The organism is Kribbella sp. CA-245084 (assembly GCF_050942355.1).
In the GTDB taxonomy this organism is placed as follows: Bacteria; Actinomycetota; Actinomycetes; order Propionibacteriales; family Kribbellaceae; genus Kribbella.
In genome coordinates this window covers 9,208,932-9,227,525 of the sequence record NZ_CP192053.1, presented here as the reverse complement: position 1 = coordinate 9,227,525, position 18,594 = coordinate 9,208,932, and the positions used below count along the sequence as shown (strand labels likewise).

The 18,594-nt window shown below is 68.2% G+C and carries 16 protein-coding genes; 6 read left to right on the top strand and 10 right to left on the bottom strand.

Features of this window, described 5'->3' with window-relative positions:
- Positions 1-52 precede the first annotated feature (52 nt).
- The 7 genes from trxA to ACQPYH_RS44425 form a co-directional block, all read right to left on the bottom strand.
- Positions 53-382, bottom strand: coding sequence for a thioredoxin (gene trxA / locus ACQPYH_RS44455; protein ID WP_130443285.1), 330 nt, complete (start codon positions 380-382; stop codon positions 53-55).
- A 33-nt stretch (positions 383-415) separates the two neighbouring features.
- On the bottom strand, positions 416-1,396 hold the full coding sequence (gene trxB, locus ACQPYH_RS44450) for a thioredoxin-disulfide reductase (protein WP_432884719.1): 981 nt from the start codon (positions 1,394-1,396) through the stop codon (positions 416-418).
- A 96-nt stretch (positions 1,397-1,492) separates the two neighbouring features.
- Entirely contained in the window at positions 1,493-2,254 is a 762-nt protein-coding gene (locus tag ACQPYH_RS44445; protein WP_432884716.1) for an anti-sigma factor family protein, read from the bottom strand.
- Between the two features lie 126 nt (positions 2,255-2,380).
- Complete coding sequence (gene sigM / locus ACQPYH_RS44440; protein ID WP_432884714.1) at positions 2,381-3,097, bottom strand: RNA polymerase sigma factor SigM; 717 nt, start codon at positions 3,095-3,097, stop codon at positions 2,381-2,383.
- Positions 3,094-4,761: a protein kinase family protein gene (locus ACQPYH_RS44435; protein ID WP_432884712.1), complete on the bottom strand. Its 1,668-nt coding sequence runs from the start codon at positions 4,759-4,761 to the stop codon at positions 3,094-3,096. Before ACQPYH_RS44435 ends, sigM begins: the two co-directional genes overlap by 4 nt.
- 104 nt (positions 4,762-4,865) lie before the next feature.
- Positions 4,866-6,512: a murein biosynthesis integral membrane protein MurJ gene (murJ, locus tag ACQPYH_RS44430; RefSeq protein ID WP_432884709.1), complete on the bottom strand. Its 1,647-nt coding sequence runs from the start codon at positions 6,510-6,512 to the stop codon at positions 4,866-4,868.
- The gene (locus ACQPYH_RS44425; protein WP_432884707.1) at positions 6,505-8,835 is read right to left on the bottom strand and encodes a DUF6049 family protein; all 2,331 of its coding nucleotides are present in this window, start codon (positions 8,833-8,835) and stop codon (positions 6,505-6,507) included. Before ACQPYH_RS44425 ends, murJ begins: the two co-directional genes overlap by 8 nt.
- A 63-nt stretch (positions 8,836-8,898) precedes the next feature.
- Between ACQPYH_RS44425 and ACQPYH_RS44420 the strand changes: the two genes are divergently transcribed.
- Genes ACQPYH_RS44420 through ACQPYH_RS44410 form a run of 3 tightly spaced genes read left to right on the top strand, consistent with a single transcriptional unit; the run spans position 8,899 to position 11,595 of the window.
- Positions 8,899-10,320: a CCA tRNA nucleotidyltransferase gene (locus ACQPYH_RS44420; protein ID WP_432894662.1), complete on the top strand. Its 1,422-nt coding sequence runs from the start codon at positions 8,899-8,901 to the stop codon at positions 10,318-10,320.
- A gap of 39 nt (positions 10,321-10,359) precedes the next feature.
- Positions 10,360-10,974 carry a hypothetical protein gene (locus tag ACQPYH_RS44415; protein WP_432884704.1) on the top strand — a complete coding sequence of 205 codons (615 nt, stop codon included), beginning with the start codon at positions 10,360-10,362 and terminating at the stop codon, positions 10,972-10,974.
- Positions 10,975-10,983: 9 nt separating this feature from the next.
- Positions 10,984-11,595 carry a hypothetical protein gene (locus ACQPYH_RS44410; RefSeq protein ID WP_432884702.1) on the top strand — a complete coding sequence of 204 codons (612 nt, stop codon included), beginning with the start codon at positions 10,984-10,986 and terminating at the stop codon, positions 11,593-11,595.
- Here the strand turns inward: ACQPYH_RS44410 and ACQPYH_RS44405 are convergent.
- Positions 11,592-12,041: a GNAT family N-acetyltransferase gene (locus ACQPYH_RS44405; protein ID WP_432884700.1), complete on the bottom strand. Its 450-nt coding sequence runs from the start codon at positions 12,039-12,041 to the stop codon at positions 11,592-11,594. The two genes, ACQPYH_RS44410 and ACQPYH_RS44405, sit on opposite strands and share 4 nt — an antisense overlap.
- Before the next feature lie 67 nt (positions 12,042-12,108).
- Here ACQPYH_RS44405 and ACQPYH_RS44400 point away from each other — a divergent pair, with 67 nt between their 5' ends.
- Positions 12,109-13,374 carry an amidase gene (locus tag ACQPYH_RS44400; protein ID WP_432884697.1) on the top strand — a complete coding sequence of 422 codons (1,266 nt, stop codon included), beginning with the start codon at positions 12,109-12,111 and terminating at the stop codon, positions 13,372-13,374.
- Here the strand turns inward: ACQPYH_RS44400 and ACQPYH_RS44395 are convergent.
- The gene (locus ACQPYH_RS44395) at positions 13,334-15,229 is read right to left on the bottom strand and encodes a discoidin domain-containing protein (protein ID WP_432884694.1); all 1,896 of its coding nucleotides are present in this window, start codon (positions 15,227-15,229) and stop codon (positions 13,334-13,336) included. The genes ACQPYH_RS44400 and ACQPYH_RS44395 overlap by 41 nt on opposite strands.
- Before the next feature lie 113 nt (positions 15,230-15,342).
- On the opposite strand from ACQPYH_RS44395, the gene ACQPYH_RS44390 reads away from it, so the two are divergent.
- Complete coding sequence (locus ACQPYH_RS44390) at positions 15,343-16,368, top strand: LacI family DNA-binding transcriptional regulator (protein WP_432884691.1); 1,026 nt, start codon at positions 15,343-15,345, stop codon at positions 16,366-16,368.
- A gap of 39 nt (positions 16,369-16,407) precedes the next feature.
- The gene (locus ACQPYH_RS44385; RefSeq protein ID WP_432884688.1) at positions 16,408-17,862 is read left to right on the top strand and encodes a M81 family metallopeptidase; all 1,455 of its coding nucleotides are present in this window, start codon (positions 16,408-16,410) and stop codon (positions 17,860-17,862) included.
- A gap of 109 nt (positions 17,863-17,971) precedes the next feature.
- Here ACQPYH_RS44385 and ACQPYH_RS44380 read toward each other — a convergent pair whose 3' ends face one another.
- On the bottom strand, positions 17,972-18,559 hold the full coding sequence (locus ACQPYH_RS44380; RefSeq protein ID WP_432884685.1) for a TetR/AcrR family transcriptional regulator: 588 nt from the start codon (positions 18,557-18,559) through the stop codon (positions 17,972-17,974).
- Positions 18,560-18,594 lie beyond the last annotated feature (35 nt).

The following is an 18,594-nucleotide window of genomic DNA, read 5'->3' as shown; positions in this document are numbered from 1 at the left end:
AACTGCTCCTTGCCGTGGGCGGACGGGGCGTCCTCGGTAGATCTCAGGTGTATCAGTCCGTGAAGGCGGACAGCTCCTTCAGCAGCGCCGCCTTCGGCTTGGCGCCGACGATGGACTTGGCCAGCTCGCCGTTCACGTAGACGTTGATCGTAGGGATACCGGTGACCTTGTAGTTGCTCGGGGTGACCGGGTTCTCGTCGACGTTCATCTTCAGGAACGTGATCTTGTCGCTGTGGTCCTGCGCCAGCTCCTCCAGGATCGGCGAGACCTGGCGGCACGGGCCGCACCACTCGGCCCAGAAGTCCACCAGCACCGGCTTGTCGCTCTTCAGCACGGTCTGGTCGAACTCGGAGTCGGTGACAGCGTTCATCTTCTCGCCCATGGGCGTATCTCCTTCAGTGGTTTTGAGTCAGGTTCAGACAGAGACAGGCTCGGTGCCGGCGGCCGCGTGCTCCGCGTCCTCCAGCGTGGCCAGGTAGCGCTCGGCGTCCAGAGCCGCCGCACAGCCGGTGCCGGCCGCGGTGATCGCCTGCCGGTAGGTGTGGTCGACCAGGTCACCGGCGGCGAACACGCCGCTCAGGTTGGTCTCGGTGCTGCCCTGCTTGACCAGCACGTAACCCTCGTCGTCCAGGTCGACCTGGCCCTTGACCAGCTCCGAGCGCGGGTCGTGCCCGATCGCGATGAACAGGCCGGTGGCCGGCAGCTCGCGGGTCTCGCCGGTCTCGGTGTCCTTCAGCGTCAGGTGGGTCAGCTTGTCCTCACCGTGGATCTTGTCGACGGCGGAGTTCCACTGGAACTCGATCTTGTCGTTGGCGAACGCACGGTCGGCCATGATCTTCGAGGCGCGCAGCTCGCCGCGGCGGTGCACCAGGTGCACCTTCTTGGCGAACTTGGTCAGGAAGGTCGCCTCCTCGACCGCGGAGTCGCCACCGCCGACGACCGCGATCTCGTGGTCGCGGAAGAAGAAGCCGTCACAGGTCGCACACCAGGACACGCCGTGCCCGGACATCCGGTCCTCGTCGGACAGGCCGAGCTTGCGATAGCCCGAACCCATCGCCAGGATCACGGTCTTGGCCCGGTGCTCGGTGCCCGCTGAGTCGGTGACCACCTTGATGTCGCCGGTCAGGTCGACCTTGGTGATGTCGTCCGGCACCAGCTCGGCGCCGAAGCGCTCGGCCTGGGTGCGCATCTCGTCCATCAGGGCCGGGCCCATGATGCCCTGCGAGAAGCCGGGGAAGTTCTCCACCTCGGTGGTGTTCATCAGCGCGCCACCGGCGGTGACGGAGCCTTCGAAGACCAAGGGCTCGAGCGCCGCGCGAGCGGCGTACACGGCGGCCGTGTAACCGGCCGGGCCGGAGCCGACGATGATGACGTTGCGAACTGTGGAGTCGCTCATTCAGGCGTTCCTCGGGGAGTCGAGATTGGTACGTCGTACTCAACGGATCCTAGAGGCCGTCCATTCCCACGGTACCCACCCTCCGGGGGCGGGTCGTCATCGGTTGCGCAGTGTCACCGTGGTGTCGTAGAACGGGCTGGCAACTCCGCCGGGCTCGCTACATCCGGTGACCGCGAAGACCTGGATGTCGCGCGACGAACCGCCTTGCAGACCGATGATCGTGGCCCGCTTGCCGTCGATCTTGGCGGGCTGGACCAGCCGGACGTTCGGGTTCGGCCGGCCGGACGCGAACGTCCGGGCGCAGGCCTGCTCGGCCGCCGAGCCGTGCATGATCGCGCTCGGCGTGTGCTCGAGCCATTGCTGGATCTGCGGGCCGAGGTTGTTGGTGGTGATCGTCACCGCGTCCGCGGGCGGGGTGTTCTGCTCGGTGCTCGCTGCGCCCTCGGGCGCGTTGTCCTTGGTGGCGAACACGACGCCGACACCGATCGCGGCGATCAGTACGACGCCGGCCGCCGCGCCGAGCAGCTTCGGCAGGTGGCGACGGGGCTCCTCGCGGATCTGGGCCAGCGAGTGCACACCGACCGTCGAGGCACGCAGCACCGACTCCGACACGATCACAGCGTCCAGGTGCTCGGCGACGTCGGCCGGCATCGGGATGTCGGCGCGACCCTCGTCGGCCAGGTCCTCGGACAGCTTCACGAGGGCGTCGTACGTCTGCTGGCACTCCGGGCATGCCTTCACATGCTCACGAGCGCGGTGTGCCTCGGGCGCAGGCAGCAGGTTCTCGATCAGATCGGCGATCGTGTCCGTGTCCAGGTGCTCGAGGTGCTCACTGGTCGGCAGACCGGATTCGGTCATCGGGGCTCGCCTCCTCACAGGAGGTACGCGGCGTGATCATAGAAAGCTCCGGGTCGAAGGCATCAGCAGTCCGGTCGCCAGAGTTGAGGACTTGCCTCGGCGACTTCGCTTCGACGGTGTACCCGTTCATTCGGTTCCCACCGCTTCGGCGGCGGATTTCTCCGGTACGTCGGACTCCCGCGTCGTCTGCCAATGGCGCAGCAGCGGGAGGAGCTTGGCGCGGCCGCGGGCGCAGCGGGACTTGACCGTGCCGGGGGCGCAGTCGAGGATCGCCGCCGCCTCCTCGATCGAGTAGCCCTCCATGTCGACCAGGACCAGCGCGGCACGCTGGTCCTCGTTGATCTGCTTCAGGGCGTTGAGCACGTCCAGCCGGCGCTCCCGGACCTCGGCCGGGTCCTGCTCGATCGGTCCGGCCAGCTCGGCGGCGCGGTCCTCGTCCTCGGGGAGCGGGTCGGCGGCCCGCACCTGACGGCGGCGGATCCGGTCGAGGCAGGCATTGACGACGATCCGGTGTAGCCAGGTAGTGACCTTCGCGTCCCCGCGGAACGAGTCGGCCCGCCGGAACGCCGAGATGAACGCCTCCTGCAGCGCGTCGGCCGCCTCCTCGGGCTCACCGAGGGTGCGGATCGCGACCGCCCACATCCGGTCCCGGTGCCGCTTGACCAGGAACCCGAACGAATCCGGGTTGCCGGCCACGTGCATCCGGAGCAGCTCGTGGTCGTCGAGCTGGTCGTAGCTCGTCGGCGCACCGGCGTGCGCAGCCTGAGGCACCGGCTCGCCGGCGCCGATGCGCGGGACGTCCGGGCGGGGCGGCTGGTCGCCCGAGTCCAGGTGGGCCGTCATTTCTGGATTGAGACCTCCGAGATGATGCCCCGGAATCCGCCGTCGGCCTTCGGCAGCTTGGTCAGGTACACCAGGACGTACCGCGACGTGGTCGGCGACTGGGGAGTCAAGGTGACCGTACCCTCCGGCTGGTCCGCCTTGGTGTCCACCGCCTTCCAGCCGCTCACCGAGGTCGGCGACTTGGTGGTGTCGCCCTTCGGGACCATCAGCTGGATGCTCGTGTCGTCACCCTGCAGCGCGACCGCCACGCTCGCGATCGGCGTGCTCGCGCCGAGGTCGTACACGATGCCCACGCCGGGCTTCGTGCCGCCCAGGTTCGGCTTGTTGTGGTACGTCTGCGTCTGCCAGGTCGTGCTGACCTTGCCGTCGTAGGTGTTCGGCACGTCCTCGCTGTGCTCTTCGCCGTTCCCGCCGTCGGCCTCCGGGTCGAAGTCCTTGGCGGCGACGATCTTGGCCGGACCGCTCGTCGCCGACGGCGTCGTGCTGGTCTGCGGCGGGGCACTGCTCTTCGCGCCGCCGCCGTTGTTGTCCTGGTCGTTGTTCATCGCGCCCTTGAGCAGGAACTGCGCCATCGCGATCACCGACAGCAGCGCGAGGATCGCGAGCAGGATCAGGATCCGGCCGCCCCAGGAACCCTTCGGCTTCGGCTCGTCGTGCCGGCGCCGGCCGTTCCCGTTCGACGGCGGGGGAGGCTGGCGGCGGACCGGACGCGTCTCGGCCGCGGTGTTGTACGCCGGTTGCGGCTGGCGGTACCCGTTCGGCTCGGCGTCGTACGTCGGCTGCGGGTTCGGATCGAGCGCCGGTGGCCCGGCCTGCGGCACGACCTGCGTGGCGTCGTCGATGCTGCCGTTCTGCCGGGCGACCTGGACCGTCTCGTCCATCTGGTTCGGCGGCTCGTGCGAGCTGCCGACGACTCCGGACAGCGCGGCGGATAGGCCGGCCGCGCTGGTGATCGGCGGGGCGTGGTGCCGTGGCGGGTCGCCCAGCAGCCGGTCGCAGATGTCGTCCAGCGAGCGCGGTACGCCGGCTCGCACCTGACGTGGGCTCAGCAGGCGGCCGTGCTCGACCGGTGCGGGCTGGAGCCCCCAGGCCGGCGCCGGACCGGGCCAGCGGCCGGTCAGCGACGCGAACAGCAGCTCGCCCAGGGAGTGGACGTCCTCCTCGGGAGAACCTGCTCCGGACGAGCGCAGCGCCGCCTCGGTGGCGACACCGACGACCTTGATCGCGCCGGCGTCGGTGATGATCACGGTCGCCGGGCTGATCGCTCCGTGCGCGAAGCCGGTGCGGTGCAGGTTCTCGAGTGCTTCGGAGACCTCCCGGGCCAGCCAGCCCGCCTGCTGGCCGGTCAGCGGCCCGGTGCCGAGCATGCGCTCCAGCGACCGCCCGCCGGCCCACTCGCGGACGCAGTACGTCACGCCATCGTGCATGTCGCAGTCGAGCACCCGCAGGAACCGCGGGTCGTTCGCGGCGGCGGCCCGGCGTGCGGCGTCGAACAGCAGGTTCGTCCGCGGATCACCGACCGGCAGTACGTCGACGACGACGGCGCGGCTGAGCACCTCGTCCACGGCCCGCCACACCCGCGCACCGTCGATCTCGGCCAGCAGCTCGGCGATCCGGTACCGCCCGGCCAGCAGGGCACCAGGACTCACGGTCTGGTTCGACACGGTGTCTCTCGCCCTCCTTGATGCCCCAGCGGCCCTTTCGCAGCCCCCATGCTAGTGCCACCGCTGACTAGACAAGTGGTGCACGAATGCACAAGCGTTCCGGTTCAGCGGCGTACAGGCAACTTCGATGTGACCATGGACACCACGTCGTTCACTTCGTGGATACGGAGTACCCGGGACACAGCGGCGTATACCGGGAGCATGACGATCGCCGCGATCGCCAGCTCGAGGATCGCGCCGAGCGGTCCGGACCATTCGATTCCCAGGCTCAGCACCCAGATCACCACGCGGGCGGTGCCGGCGCCGGCGACGGCAGCGATCACCATCGCCAGCAGCGGGAGTCCGATCCCCGCACCGGGCACGCGCGGCACCTTCCTCCGCAGTACCGGCCGGGAGATCAGTACGGCGACCAGGTAGGCGAGCGCGTACGCTGCCCCGAGCATCACACCGCTGAACCGCAGGTGCTCGGCGTCGAGCAGCACGCGGACCCCGATCACGGCCGCGGCGATGTTGGTTGCCGCGATCACGCACTGCAGGAAGAACGGCGTCTTGGTGTCCTCGAAGGCGTAGAACGTGCGCAGCTGGAAGTACTGCACGGTGAACGGCACGATGCCGAGCGCCAGCGTCATCAGCGTGTACGACATCAGCGTCAGGTTGTTCTTACCCGAGCCGTACCCGGCGATCAACGTGACGATCGGATACGCGAACGCGACCATCGCGGCGGCAGCCGGTACGACGATCGCCAGCGTCTGCCGGATCGAACGCGCCGATAGTTGGGCCACCGCAGCGGTGTCGCCCTCCGCCGCCAGCGCGGACATCTGCGGCAATGCAGCGGTCGCCAGCGAGACCGTGACGATGCCGTGCGGCACCAGGATGATCAGCATCGCCGTGCTGTACGCGAACAGACCGGCCTTCGCGCCCGGGTCGTCCGAGGCGCTACCCGCGATTGCGAGCTGCGTGACCACGACGAGCGTCACCTGGTTCACGGCGACGAAGAAGACCGTCCAGAGGCCCAATCGGGCAGTGTGCCCCAGACCGGTACCGCGGAGGCCGAACTTCGGCCGATAGGTGTGTCCGCTCGCCTTCAGGTACGGCAGCAGCACCAGCAGCTGTACGGCGATACCGATCGTGTGCCCGAGCCCGAGCAGCAGCTCCTCGCCGTGGCTGTAGGTCGGAGGCGTGTCGCCGGTCCGGTAGATGAACAGGAAGATGACGATCGAGGCGCACGCGACGATGTTGTTCGCGATCGGCGCCCACATCATCGGACCGAACCGGCGCCGCGCGTTCAGCACCTGACCGACCAGCACGAACGCGCCGTAGAAGAAGATCTGCGGCAGGCAGAGCCGGACGAACATCACCATGTTCGCCTTCTCGGTCGCCCGGGACGGATCGTGCAGCTCCTTCGGCAGGTACAGCTCCGCGATCGCCGGCGCCAGCAGCACGCACCCCACGGTGACCACGGCGAGTACGACGAAGCCGAACGTCAGCAGGCGGTTCGTGAAGTCCTGGCCGCCGTCGTCGTGGCTCTTGATCGCGCGGACCAGCTGTGGGACCAGGACGGTGTTGAACACCCCGCCGGCGAGCAGGATGTAGAGGCTGTTCGGGATCGTGTTCGCGGCGGTGAAGATGTCGCCGCGCAGCGCCGTGCCGATGGCGGCGGCGAGCAAGGCGATCCGGACGAATCCGAGCAGGCGGGACAGCACTGTTCCGGCTGCCATCACCGCCGCGGATCGCAGGGTGCGGTCAGCCATCCTTCGAACCGACTCCTTCTTTCAATGACGCATCCGGAGCAGCAGCTTCGGGTACGCCGTTCGCCTCGGGGCGATCGTGGGCGGGATCAGCGGTGTCAGCGGGATCGGCAGTGGCTTCCGCAGTGGCTTCCGCCGTGGCTTCCGCAGTGGTTTCCGAGGTGGCTTCCGCAGCGGGGGTCGGGTTGCGGCGCTCGGTCCGGATCCGGCGGTAGATGCGGACGAACGACGTACCGAACAGAAGGGCGCAGGCCGCGCCGACCAGGATCCAGCCGACGCTGCCGTACTGGCTGGCCTGGATCAGCAGCTCCTGCGACTTGCCGACCGGCTGGCCGCCCGCGGTGACCACCTGGGCGTTGGCGCGGATCAGACCGTTCTGCTCGGCGCTCGCCGTGATCCGGGGTGTCCACTTCTGCCCCCGGCCGAGGACGGCGGTCTGCGGCGGCGTGATCTTCAGGTCGGAGCGGTTGGCGGCAGTGACCTCGATGCCGACCCGGACCGACCAGTCGGTGTCGTTGGTGATGGTCAGCGGGAACGTGCCCTTGCTGCCGGCCAGATTGACCTTGATCTCCTTGCGCAGACCGCGGTCGACGCTGGCGTTGACAAGGTGTACCTTGCCGAGCTGCTGGTTCGCCGAGCCGAGCTCGATCGCTGCGAAGTGCCGAGCCTCTTCCGGATAGCCGTTCCAGCCGGACGACGTGGACCGCAGGAGTGCGTGCGTCATCACTTCCGGCAGGGCGTTCTCGTCGACGAGCAGGTTCTGCATCGTGCTGGTCGCGGCGTCGAGGTCCCGGACGCTGCTCAGCTGCGTCTCGGTCAGTACGCCGTTGTTCTCTGCCGCCTTCGGTGCTCTGGTGACCTGCGGTCTCGGGTTGCTCGCCACGACCGTGTTGACGTCGGTCGCCTTGATCCACGGCAGTGACAGGCTGGCGGCGAGCTGTGCGGTGGCGGCACTGTCGTTATCCCAGCCGCGCGGCGGCAGCACGACAACCGACGCGGCGGTGCCTTTGCCGGCGGCGATCAGCGCGGTCTCGGCTGCGAAGCGCTGGCGGACCTGCAGCGGGCTGGATGCGGTCTCCTGGTCCGGTCCGCCGCTGGTGAGTGACGAGTCGGCGATGACGGTCCGCACCAAGGTGTCAGGGCCGGGTGTCATCACGTCGTACACCGGGGTCGACGTCAGCACCGGTCGGGTCGCGGCGGACCACGAGGAGCTGCTGACCAGGTTCAGGTCGCTGTCACTGGCGCCGGGGAAGCCGGTGGAGGCCGCGCCCAGGTAGCGGCCCGCTGCGGCGCCCCCCTCGAGCCACAGGCCGTTGGTGAACGCCACCGGGATGTCGACGGAGGCGGCGGACAGGACGTACCCCTGGGTCGTCTGGCGGGCCCGGGCGACCAGATCCTTCAGCGGGACGCCCGAATCGAGCAGTCCGGCCACATCAGGGTCGCCGTACGGAAGGAGGACGACCTGGTTGCCGTGGGCGCGGCTGACGTCGAAGTCCTTCAGCCACGCGATCGCGTCGGACTGTCCGGCGCCCGGAGTGGACTCACCGTTCTGACCGACGATGACGTAGCCCTTCGCCATCTGCTTGATCTCGTCGAGCATCGCGGGGTCGAGCAGCCAGGTGACCTTGCGCTCTTTGCCGAGCGCGAGCAGGCGGCTCAGCGAGCCGGTCGGCGCCAGCGCCTGGGCGAGGGAATCGTTGGCGAAGTTCTTACCGCCGAGCTGGGTCGGGCGGTGCCGCAGCGGGATGACGAGTGCGGTGTCGACCGGGCGGGCCAGCGGCGTCGTGCCGGCCACCGGCATCAGCGTGCGGGCGCGGCCGGCCATGACCCGGGCGCCGTTCTGCGGCTCGCCGCGGAACGTGACGCCGACGACGTACACGCCGGTCTGGTCCTGGATCCGCCATTCCTTCCACGGCACCGTCAGCACGAACTCGACGGTCTGCTTCGGCGCCAGCGGCTGGTCGAACGGCTTGAACGTCTGCGGGTCGTTAGTGAGGTTGCTGCAGCTGTCCCGGTCGTTCATCGGGACGTTCTGCTCGGTCGGGATCGCCTCGACGGCGGCGGTGCTCGCGAGCCGGGTGCGGTCGATACAGGCCAGCGCCTGCGGATCGTTGAACGTCACCGTGCTGGTGTTCGTCACCCGGCCCTTGATCACCACCGGCTGGCCGGGCTTGGGGGCGACCGGGCCGAACGAGTCGATCGTGACCTGGACGGTCGGATCGTCGGCCGGTGCGGCGTCGGCCGGAGCGCCGAGAGTCGCTGCCGAGGCAGCAACCAGCAGGCAGGCACCCGCCACCGCAGAGAGCCTCAGTCGCCGTCTGAACACGCCGTCACCGTAACCTAGTTCCCCGTGTCACCCTTTGCCGACCAGTCAGCCTCCGCCGGATCGTTGCCCGCGCTGCAGCGACAAGCCGTCCAGGCCTTGCTGCAACTCGCTCCGGTGGTCGACGAACTGGGCTCCCGGTTCGATGCCGCCGGCCATGAGATCGCCCTGGTCGGCGGTCCTGTCCGGGACATTCTCCTCGGCCGGGGGAGCAAGGATCTGGACTTCACCACGTCAGCGCACCCCGATGTGATCGAGCGGTTGCTGTCCGGGTGGGCGGACCATGTCTGGGATATCGGCAAGGCGTTCGGCACCATCGGTTGTCGTAAGGGCGAGTGGGTTCTGGAGGTCACGACCTACAGGTCGGAAACCTACGATCCCACCTCGCGCAAGCCCGAGGTCGCCTACGGCGACAGCCTGGAGGGCGATCTGGCCCGCCGGGACTTCGCGATGAACGCGATGGCGGTCCGGCTGCCGTCGCGGCAGTTCGTCGACCCGTACGGCGGGATTACCGACGTCGCGAACAAGGTGATCCGGACACCGGGCACCCCGGAGGACTCGTTCTCCGACGACCCGCTGCGGATGATGCGCGCGGCCCGGTTCGCCGCGCAACTCGGGTTCACGCCCGATCCGGCGGTGGTGGCCGCGATGACCGCGATGGCCGACCGGATCACGATCGTGTCCGCGGAGCGGGTCCGTGACGAGCTCGAGAAACTGATCTGCGCTGACCAGCCGCGGATCGGACTCGGTCTGCTGGTCCAGACCGGGCTGGCGGAGTACGTGCTGCCGGAGCTGCCGGCGCTGCAGCTCGAGGTCGACGAGCACCACCGGCACAAGGATGTGTACCAGCACTCACTCACCGTCCTCGATCAGGCGATCGATCTCGAATCGCGTCTGTCTGTTCCGACGCCCGATTTCGTCATTCGGTTCGCCGCGCTGATCCACGACATCGGGAAGCCGAAGACCAAGCGCAACGAGGCCGGCGGGAAGGTGACGTTCCACCACCATGACGTGGTCGGGGCGAAGCTGGCCCGGAAGCGGATGAAGGCGCTGCGGTTCAGCAACGAGCAGATCGAGCAGGTCAGCAAGCTGATCGAGCTGCACCTGCGCTTCCATGGGTACGGCGACGGCGAGTGGACGGATTCCGCCGTACGGCGCTATGTCCGCGACGCCGGCGACCAGCTCGAGCGGCTGCATGTGCTGACAAGAGCCGACTCCACCACTCGCAACAAGCGCAAGGTCGAGATGCTGCGGGCGGCGTACGACGACCTCGAGGAACGGATCGCCCGGCTGCAGGAGCAGGAGGAGCTCGATGCCCTGCGCCCCGATCTCGACGGCAACCAGATCATGCAGATCCTCGGCATCCCGCCGGGCCGCGAGGTCGGCGAGGCCTACAAGTTCCTGATGGAACTCCGCCTCGACGAGGGCCCGCTCGACGAAGCCCGCGCCCGCGAAGAGCTACTCCGCTGGTGGGCCGCGCGCGGCTGAGTCCTCGCCGCGCACCTGCGGCCGCAGTACGGTCGGGAAATGGTCTGGCTCTATCTCACCTTGGGCGGGGTAGTTCTGGTCGTCGCCGGCTGGTACCTGTGGGCTCGCCGCGTCGCGGCCCGAGCCGCAGCCGGCGCGAAGAAGCGGGTGCACGACCTCGTGACGGAGGACGTCGCACACCTCGGCGCGGAACTGGAGACGCTCATCGGGGCGAAGGCAGATCCGCATTACACGCAGGCGCGACGGGCGTACGAGTCGGCCGAAGCCGCGCTCGCGCGGTCGCAGGAGATCGAGACGGTGGCCGAGGCGGTCGCCGAGGGCAACTACGAGGTGGCCCGCGTCCGGGCCCGCCGGGACGGACGCCGACTGCCTGAGGAGCGAGTGCCTTGCCTCTTCGATCCGCGCCACGGGCCGTCGAGCAGTGACGTGCTGTGGACCGAGCCGGGCGGTAGGCGGCGGACGGTGCCGGCGTGTGCCGAGGACGCGGAACAGATCAGCACCGGCGCGGAGCCGTCGATCCGGAAGGTCGAGTACGACGGGTTGCAGGTGCCGTACTGGAAGGCGGACACGCAGGCTTACGGCCAGGCGTACTTCGCCGGACATCAAGACGCACTGACGATGTTCGCCACCACATCACGGGCTAGATCGCTCTAGTCTCGCGGTGTGGACGTATGGAGCATCATCGGGTGGGGCGGGTCTGCGCTCGTCGTGTGGTCGTTGTTGCAGACGCGGATCCTGCGGTTGCGGGTCCTGAACCTGATCGGCTGCGTGATCCTGGTCGGCTTCAACGCCGCGGTCGGCGTCTGGCCGATGGTCGGCATGAACGCGGTGCTGGCGGTCATCAACGTCGTCCATCTGTGGCGGCTGCTGCGGCACCGGCACGACGAGACGGCGTACCAGGTGCTCGAGGTCGACAAGACCGACGCGTACCTCGGGTACGTGCTGGATCGGCATGCGAAGGACATCACCCGGTTCAACCCCGATTTCACGGCCGGTGCGAGCGAGTACGCGTTCCTGGTCCAGCACGACGACCGCACCGTCGGCGTGGTCCTCGCCCACGACGCCGGCACCGGCCGCGCGCAGATCGACCTCGACTACGTCGTCCCGAAGTACCGCGACTTCACCCCCGGCGAGTTCGTCTACCGCCGCAGCGACGTCTTCACCGACCACGGCTTCCACCAGGTCCTCGCCCCACCCCGCATGCTCGACTCCACCCCCTACCTGAAAAACCTCGGCTTCCACCGCGACGGCGACCACGTGGTCCTGAACCTCTAGAGATCCTTCGCGAAGCAGAGCGAGGCGGGTTCGTGGTCGAAGGGTGGGTACGGCGGGGTTGGGCGGTAGCCGTGGTTTGTGTAGAGGGCTATGGCTTCGGCTTGTTTGGTGCCGGTTTCCAGGCGTAGGCGGGTGACGCCGGCGGAGCGGGCCTGGGATTCGACGGCGTCGAGGAGGATGCGGGACAGGCCCCAGCCGCGAGCGGTGGGGGCGACGTACATGCGCTTGATCTCGCCGAGGGCGGGGCCGACCGGCTGGAGACCGACGCAGCCGACCGGGGCGCCGTCGAGAGTGAGCAGGGTGAACGTGATGTCGGGGTGGAGGGCGACGAGCGGCTGGTCCTCGCCGTACATCGCGGCGAGCTCGGCCTGCTGAGCGGTCGCCAACGCCCGGATGGTGGGGTCCGTCGCGGGCATTGCCTGCAGTTCCACTCCCTCGATCACCATGACCCGGACGGTAGCAACACGGCATGACGCTCCTGTTTCCGTTTCCTCTCCATGGTCTGATGGGTCGGTGAGGACGCTCGAGGAAATTGCCGCTGGGGTACGCGATGGGTCGCTGGACCCGGTGGAGTTGGTTGAGGAGGCGGTGGCGCGGGCTGCCGATGCTGCGGAGCTCAATGCTGTTGTGCACCTGGATGTGGAGGGTGCGCGCAAGGCGGCCGCTGCGCATGACCGGAGTGGGGCGCTCGCGGGTGTGCCGGTGCTGGTCAAGGAGATCGTCGAGGTCGAGGGGCTGCCGTACCGGTGTGGGTCCGCGTCCATGGATGAGGTGGGCCGGAAGGACGCTGAGGTCGTACGGCGGTTGCGCGCGGCCGGCGCGATCATCATCGGGCTGTCGCACACGCATGAGTACGCCTACGGCTGCACAGGTACGTCGAACCGCGTCGGCCCGTGCCGCAACCCGCATGACCCGGCGCGGATGACAGGTGGTTCCAGCTCCGGGTCAGCTGCTGCCGTGGCCGCCGGAGTGGTTCCGCTAGCGATCGGCACGGACACTGCGGGCTCGGTGCGTATCCCTGCTGCACTGTGCGGGGTCGTAGGGTTCAAACCGTCCTACAACACGATCCCGGCCGACAGAGTGTTTCCGCTGTCGCAGTCGCTGGACCACGTCGGCGTTCTGACTCGCACTGCCGCCGACGCCGCCTACGCGCTCACCGCTCTGGGCGGGCTGGGAGCTTTCGAACTGCTTGAGCCTCGGCTAGGTGTGGCAACCAACCCCGAGTACCTCCAACTCACCGCCGAGGCACGGCTGGCGTGGTCTGCCGCGTTGGAGACCTTTGACGCGCTTCAAGTGCAGCTACCGGACTGGTCGCACAGCTTCACGACGGCAGCCAACCTCCAAGGCCCTGAAGCGGTGGCGAATCACGCAGGCCGTTCCCGGGACCGGTATCAACCAGATGTCCTGCAGCGGCTGCGTGAGGCCTCGGCTGTGCAGCCCGCTGACTACACGCGCGCACAGGAAGACGCGGTAGCGATCACGCGGCAGCTGGATGCCGTACTGCAACAGGTGGACGCAGTACTCACCCCGACCGTCCTGACGACTGCACCTCTGATCACCGAAGCAACCACGGCCGACGGCGGACTCGAAGTACGCAAGCAGTTGCTCAACAACACCCGCCTGGCGAACCTCACCCGGCACGCCGCGGTCAGCATCCCGCTACCGACCGACGGCCTCCCCGTCGGCTTGCAGATCATTGCTGCAAGCAACGAGAAGGCCGCCGCCGTCGCGTGCTGGCTCAGCGATAGACTCGGATGTCAGCCAGACTCCACCAGTTAGCAGCCGATCCCGTCGACGTCACCAGCACGTAGCGCGCATGCGTCGGCCGTAGCTTGACCGTGGTGAGCTGCCCCGTTGATGCGCCAGACGCAACGGTCTGCCAGCTCACACCATCCTTGCTGACAGCAACCTCGTACCCGCGCGCGTAGTCGCCGACATTCCCACCGCTGTCCAGAGCGACTGAGCGGAACGTCTGCGTCTTACCCAGATCCACCTGCACCCATTGCCCGGGCTCCTGCGCGGCCTTGCTCTGCCACACCGTCGAACCGTCCTGATCGGTCAACAGCCCGGCATCCGCACCGTTCACACTCGCCGTCGCACCGGCAGCGGCCAGTTGCTGCGGTACGTCGGTTGCCAGCCGACCCCAGGTGTACGTCGCAATCGCCCCGCCGGGCAGCTCGTAGTCGAACGACTTGTCGCCCACCGCGACCGTGAAGCTGCGCGGGTCGTCGTTCTCGTTGTGCACCAAGAGCGCAGTACTGCCGTCCGGGTTGCGGAAGGCGGCGGACATCAGCTGCCCGTTCCACCCGGTCGTCCCGTACGACGTACTCCCGATCCGCACTGCGCCCGGCTTCACGAACTTCGACAGGTGGCCGATCGTGTAGTACTCCGCATCCGTCGTCACCGTCCCGTCCGGCTGCAGCGTGACCAGGCCGGTGCAGGTGTCGCAGCCGCCGAGGTGCGGGCCGCCGGTGGAGTCGAGCGCGATGTTCCAGTTCACGACCGACTTCGCCCAGTTGCGCGTCGTACCGAGCATCAGCGTGCGCGCGTGCCAGGTGAGCGTGCCGCGGAAGATCTGCGGCGGGGTGTCGGTCGGCCCGTGCGAGCCGGAGCACTCGGTGAACCAGATGCCCTTCGACGGGAACGCGTTGTGCAGATCGGTCTGCTTCGACGGGTCGCCGGAGTAGCAGTGGTACGCCGTACCCGCGATCCACTTGGCCGCCGGCGTCTGGAGCAGCTTGTATGGATAGTCGGTCTCCGGGTCCTCACCAGGCGGGGTGGAGGCGATGTCACCGGGATGCGTGGTCCAGTTGTGGTCGTACCCGAGGATCTTCGTGCGCGGACTGGCCTTCTGCAGCAGTGGACCCAGGGCGGTGATCACTGCTGCTTCCTGGCGAACCGGCATGTCCGTGCCCGGATACGCGCTCGGTTTGCGGTTCTGCGGCTCGTTCTGGATCGAGAGGAAGTCGACCGGTACGCCGGCCTTCGCGTACGCCTGGACGAACTTCACCAGATAGCGCGCATAGGCGTCGTACACCTTGGGGTCGTCCTTGAGCCGACCGCCGACGAGCGAGTCCGCGGCCTTCATCCACGCGGGCGGGCTCCACGGCGTCGCCATCACCTTGAGTTGCGGGTTGAGCTGCTTCGCCCGCCGCAGCAACGGCAGCACCTGCTGCTGATCGTGCGCGATGGTGAAGTGCGTCAGACCGAAGTCGGTCTGGCCGGCCGGCACGTCGTCGTACGTGTAGTGCTCGGCTGCGGCAGTGAAGTCGGATGAGCCGACCGGCTGGCGAAGGAAGCTGACGCCGATCCCTTGGCGAGGGTCGAACAGCTTGCGCATCGTCTGCTCGCGGTCGGTCGGACTGAGCCGGTACAGCACGTTCGCGGACGAGTCGGTGATCGAGGCGCCGAAGCCGTCCATGGTCTGGTACGACGTCCGTGGGTCGACCGTGATCGTGGTCCGGTCACTGGATCCGTCGTGGAACGTGACCGGCGCCCGCTCGTGGAGCAACTCGGCGCGGTCCGGCGTGGTGACCCAGACATTGACCTGGGTCGTCGGGGGATGGGCCTGGGCAGGTCCGGTGAGTGACGCCACCGTGAGAGCAAGGGCGACGCCGAAGGCGGGTGTTCTCATCGCACTCCTCAGGGATGAAACAAACGGCCTCAGGACACGCCCGCGATCGACCACTGTCAAGGTCTGGGAGCGTAGGTCTAGAGTGCTGAGCGTGAAACAATGCGATGTAACAAATGCCGCGCGCTAGAGCGACGATGCGCGACGTCGCGGCTGCGGCCGGGGTGTCGCTCGCGACCGTGTCCCGCGTGGTCAACCGGGTCGGCGGCATCGCGCCGGAGACTCGACGGCTGGTGGAGCAGGCGATCGAGGAGCTCGGGCTGCCCGCACCTATGCCGCGAGGCGGTACGCCGAAACCCGTCGAGGGCGCCGTGTACGTCCGCTGCCCGTACGTGCTCACCGACTACTTCGGCCTGATCGTCTCGTCGATCGCCGAGGCCCTCGACCGGCACGGCCGACAGGTGATCCTCAACGCCGGCGAGGCCACGCAGGACGATCCCGTACTGCGTGGTTTGGCATCCCGGCGTGACGTCGGTGGCGCCGTACTCATCCTTCCGCCGGAGTCGAGTGAGGACCTGGTGCGGCTGAGCTCGCGGCGCTTCCCGTTCGTCGTGGTCGATCCACGGACCGCGCTGCCTCGCGACATCCCGTCGGTGTCGGCGGCTCACCACTCCGGCGCCCGCCAGCTCACCGCCCATCTGACGGCCCTCGGCCACACCCGCATCGGCGTCATCGCCGGTCCGCGCGAATGGCTTGCCGCGGACGCCAGACTGAGCGGTCACGCCGCCGCTCTCGCCGATGCGGGGATCCTGCCCGACCCATCGCTGGTCCGCCATGACCAACCCACCACGGCGCACGGCTACCGGGCTGCTTTGGAGCTTCTCGACCTCGACCCGCGTCCGACTGCTTTGGTCGCGTTCAACGACAAGGCCGCGATCGGCGCCCTCCAAGCCGCCGCCGAACGTGGACTGTCCGTCCCGCGCGACCTCTCGATCGCCGGCTTCGACGACCTCGACCTCAGCCGCGCAACCACACCGCAGCTCACCACGGTCCGCCAGCCGCTGCAGGAGATGGGCCGGATGGCCGTCAGCCTGCTGACCCGCCTCCTGGATCATCACGAGGTCGAGGCCCTCCACGTCGAGCTGGCGACCGAGCTGATCGTCCGCGCAAGCACCGGGCCCGCGTCCACAATCGGCCGATAGGCAGTGCGCGAAACGGCTCGGTTGTGGCAGGTTTTAGACATGAACCTTCGGATTGGCATTGCCGGGATCGCCATCGAGTCCAGTACGTTCTCGCCGCATCGGGCCGGCCTGGCCGATTTCGACGTACGGCGCGGGGACCACCTGATGGAGCGGTACGAGTTCCTCGGGAAGGACTGGGCGCAGGGGATCGAATGGGTCCCGCTGCTGCACGCGCGCTCGCTGCCCGGCGGCGCCGTACTGCCGGAGGTGTACGACGACCTCTCGGCGGAGATCATCACCCGCCTCGAAGGGGCCGGCCAGCTGGACGGGTTCTTCTTCGACATCCACGGCGCGATGAGCGTGGTCGGCCGGCAGGACGCCGAGGCGGATCTCGCCACGCGGATCCGAGCCGTGATCGGACCCGACGTACTGATGTCCGCGTCGATGGACCTGCATGGGAACGTGTCGCGCGAGCTGGGTACGGCGGTGGATCTGATCACGTGCTACCGGATGGCGCCGCACGAGGACGCGATGGAGAGTCGCGAGCGGGCGCTGCGCAACCTGGTCGAGCGGATGCGTTCCGGGCTGGGCAAGCCGGGCAAGGCGTGGGTGCAGGTGCCGGTGCTGCTGCCCGGCGAGAAGACGTCGACCCGACTCGAGCCGGCCAAGTCGATTTATCACCGGGTCGGGGAGATCGCGGACGAGGCTGGAGTGCTGGATGCGGCGGTGTGGGTCGGCTACGCGTGGGCGGACGAGCCGCGCTGCCGGGCCGCTGTGGTTGTGACTGGTGATGATTCTGCGTTGATTACTGCGCGCGCTGCTGAGTTGGCGCAGGGCTACTGGGATGCTCGTGATGGCTTCGAGTTTGTTGCGCCGACGGGCACCTTGGAGGAGTGCGTGACGGCCGGTCTGGCCAGCACGGCTCGCCCGTTCCTGATCAGCGACTCCGGCGACAACCCGACTGCCGGCGGCGCGGGCGACACCTCGTGGACACTCGGCCAGCTGCTCACCATGGAGGACCTGACCTCCGGCAAGGCGACCGCAATCCACGCCAGCATCACCGACCCCGAAGCCGTCGCGGCGTGCGTCGCGGCCGGCGTCGGCAACGACGTCCAGGTAACGGCAGGCGGCAAGGTCGACAACATCCCCGCCGGCCCGGTCCCGATGTCCGGCACTGTCTTCTCAATCTCCGAGGACCCGGTCGGCGGCACGGTCGCCGTGGTCAAGGTCGGCGGCCTCCACTCGATCCTCACGACCCGCCGCAAGCCGTACCACCACATCGCCGACTTCACCCTCCTCGGCCTCGACCCCTCGGCAACGGACCTCGTCATCGTGAAGATCGGGTACCTCGAGCCCGAGCTCTACAACCTCGCCGCCGACTGGCTCCTGGCCCTAACCCCCGGCGGCGTAGACCAAGACCTACTCCGCCTGGGCCACCACGGCGTACTCCGCCCCCTCTTCCCCTTCGACCCCGACATGTCAGCCCCCGACCTCACACCCGAGCTCCTCCCGTAGGCCTGTCCCACGCGCGCTGTGGACAGCTGCTGGGGACTGGCGATAAGCCATTGCCTATCGCCAGTCCCCAGGGACTCTTGCCACTCAGGCAAGCAGCTCGCTCGCGGGGCTACAGCTTGCGGAGTGTGTGGAGGGCTTCGATGGCGTGGTCGATCAAGTAGTCCGCGGTGTATGGGCGGTCTTCCTCGCGTAACCCCGACCACTCGATCGCCAGGTCCTCGGCGTACGAGAGCCACGCGTGGATCCGCAGATAATCCAGCGACTTGGGCTCGTCCGCCACCTCAGGGGTGCCGATGTATGTCAGCACGCGCTTCGTCAGACCGGCGCGGGTCTCGTCGTACACCTCGACGGCGAAGTCATCCCCACCGGCAGCGCCCCGGACGAACGAGATGTACGCCGTACGGCGCCGCTCGATGAAGGCGACGAACTGCGTGAGCATTTCGTGGAGTTGCTCTTCGGGTGCGAGGGAGTCGGCGGGCTTGGTGACGCGAAGGAGGCGGCGGCCGGCGGCGGAGATGACGGCTACGTAGTAGTCGCGTTTGCTCGGGAAGTAGTGGAACAGCAGGCCTCGGGAGATCCCGGCCTGGCCGGCAATGGCATCGATCGACAGTTCGTGGATCGGTTTGTCCCGCAGCATCATCAGGCCGATTTTGACCAGTTGCTTCTTGCGGTCCTCCGCCGACAGTCGGTGATCCATGCTATTGAGCATTGCTTAGAAGCTGAGCTACGGTC

Excerpts from the sequence above, each read along its gene's own strand:
- ACQPYH_RS44390 (WP_432884691.1), top strand. The coding sequence starts at position 15,343 with ATGCCGCGCGCTAGAGCGACGATGCGCGACGTCGCGGCTGCGGCCGGG.
- ACQPYH_RS44395 (WP_432884694.1), bottom strand. The coding sequence starts at position 15,229 with ATGAGAACACCCGCCTTCGGCGTCGCCCTTGCTCTCACGGTGGCGTCA.
- trxB (WP_432884719.1), bottom strand. The coding sequence starts at position 1,396 with ATGAGCGACTCCACAGTTCGCAACGTCATCATCGTCGGCTCCGGCCCG.
- ACQPYH_RS44385 (WP_432884688.1), top strand. The coding sequence starts at position 16,408 with ATGAACCTTCGGATTGGCATTGCCGGGATCGCCATCGAGTCCAGTACG.
- ACQPYH_RS44445 (WP_432884716.1), bottom strand. The coding sequence starts at position 2,254 with ATGACCGAATCCGGTCTGCCGACCAGTGAGCACCTCGAGCACCTGGAC.
- ACQPYH_RS44415 (WP_432884704.1), top strand. The coding sequence starts at position 10,360 with ATGGTCTGGCTCTATCTCACCTTGGGCGGGGTAGTTCTGGTCGTCGCC.
- sigM (WP_432884714.1), bottom strand. The coding sequence starts at position 3,097 with ATGACGGCCCACCTGGACTCGGGCGACCAGCCGCCCCGCCCGGACGTC.
- ACQPYH_RS44380 (WP_432884685.1), bottom strand. The coding sequence starts at position 18,559 with ATGGATCACCGACTGTCGGCGGAGGACCGCAAGAAGCAACTGGTCAAA.
- murJ (WP_432884709.1), bottom strand. The coding sequence starts at position 6,512 with ATGGCTGACCGCACCCTGCGATCCGCGGCGGTGATGGCAGCCGGAACA.
- trxA (WP_130443285.1), bottom strand. The coding sequence starts at position 382 with ATGGGCGAGAAGATGAACGCTGTCACCGACTCCGAGTTCGACCAGACC.
- ACQPYH_RS44405 (WP_432884700.1), bottom strand. The coding sequence starts at position 12,041 with ATGGTGATCGAGGGAGTGGAACTGCAGGCAATGCCCGCGACGGACCCC.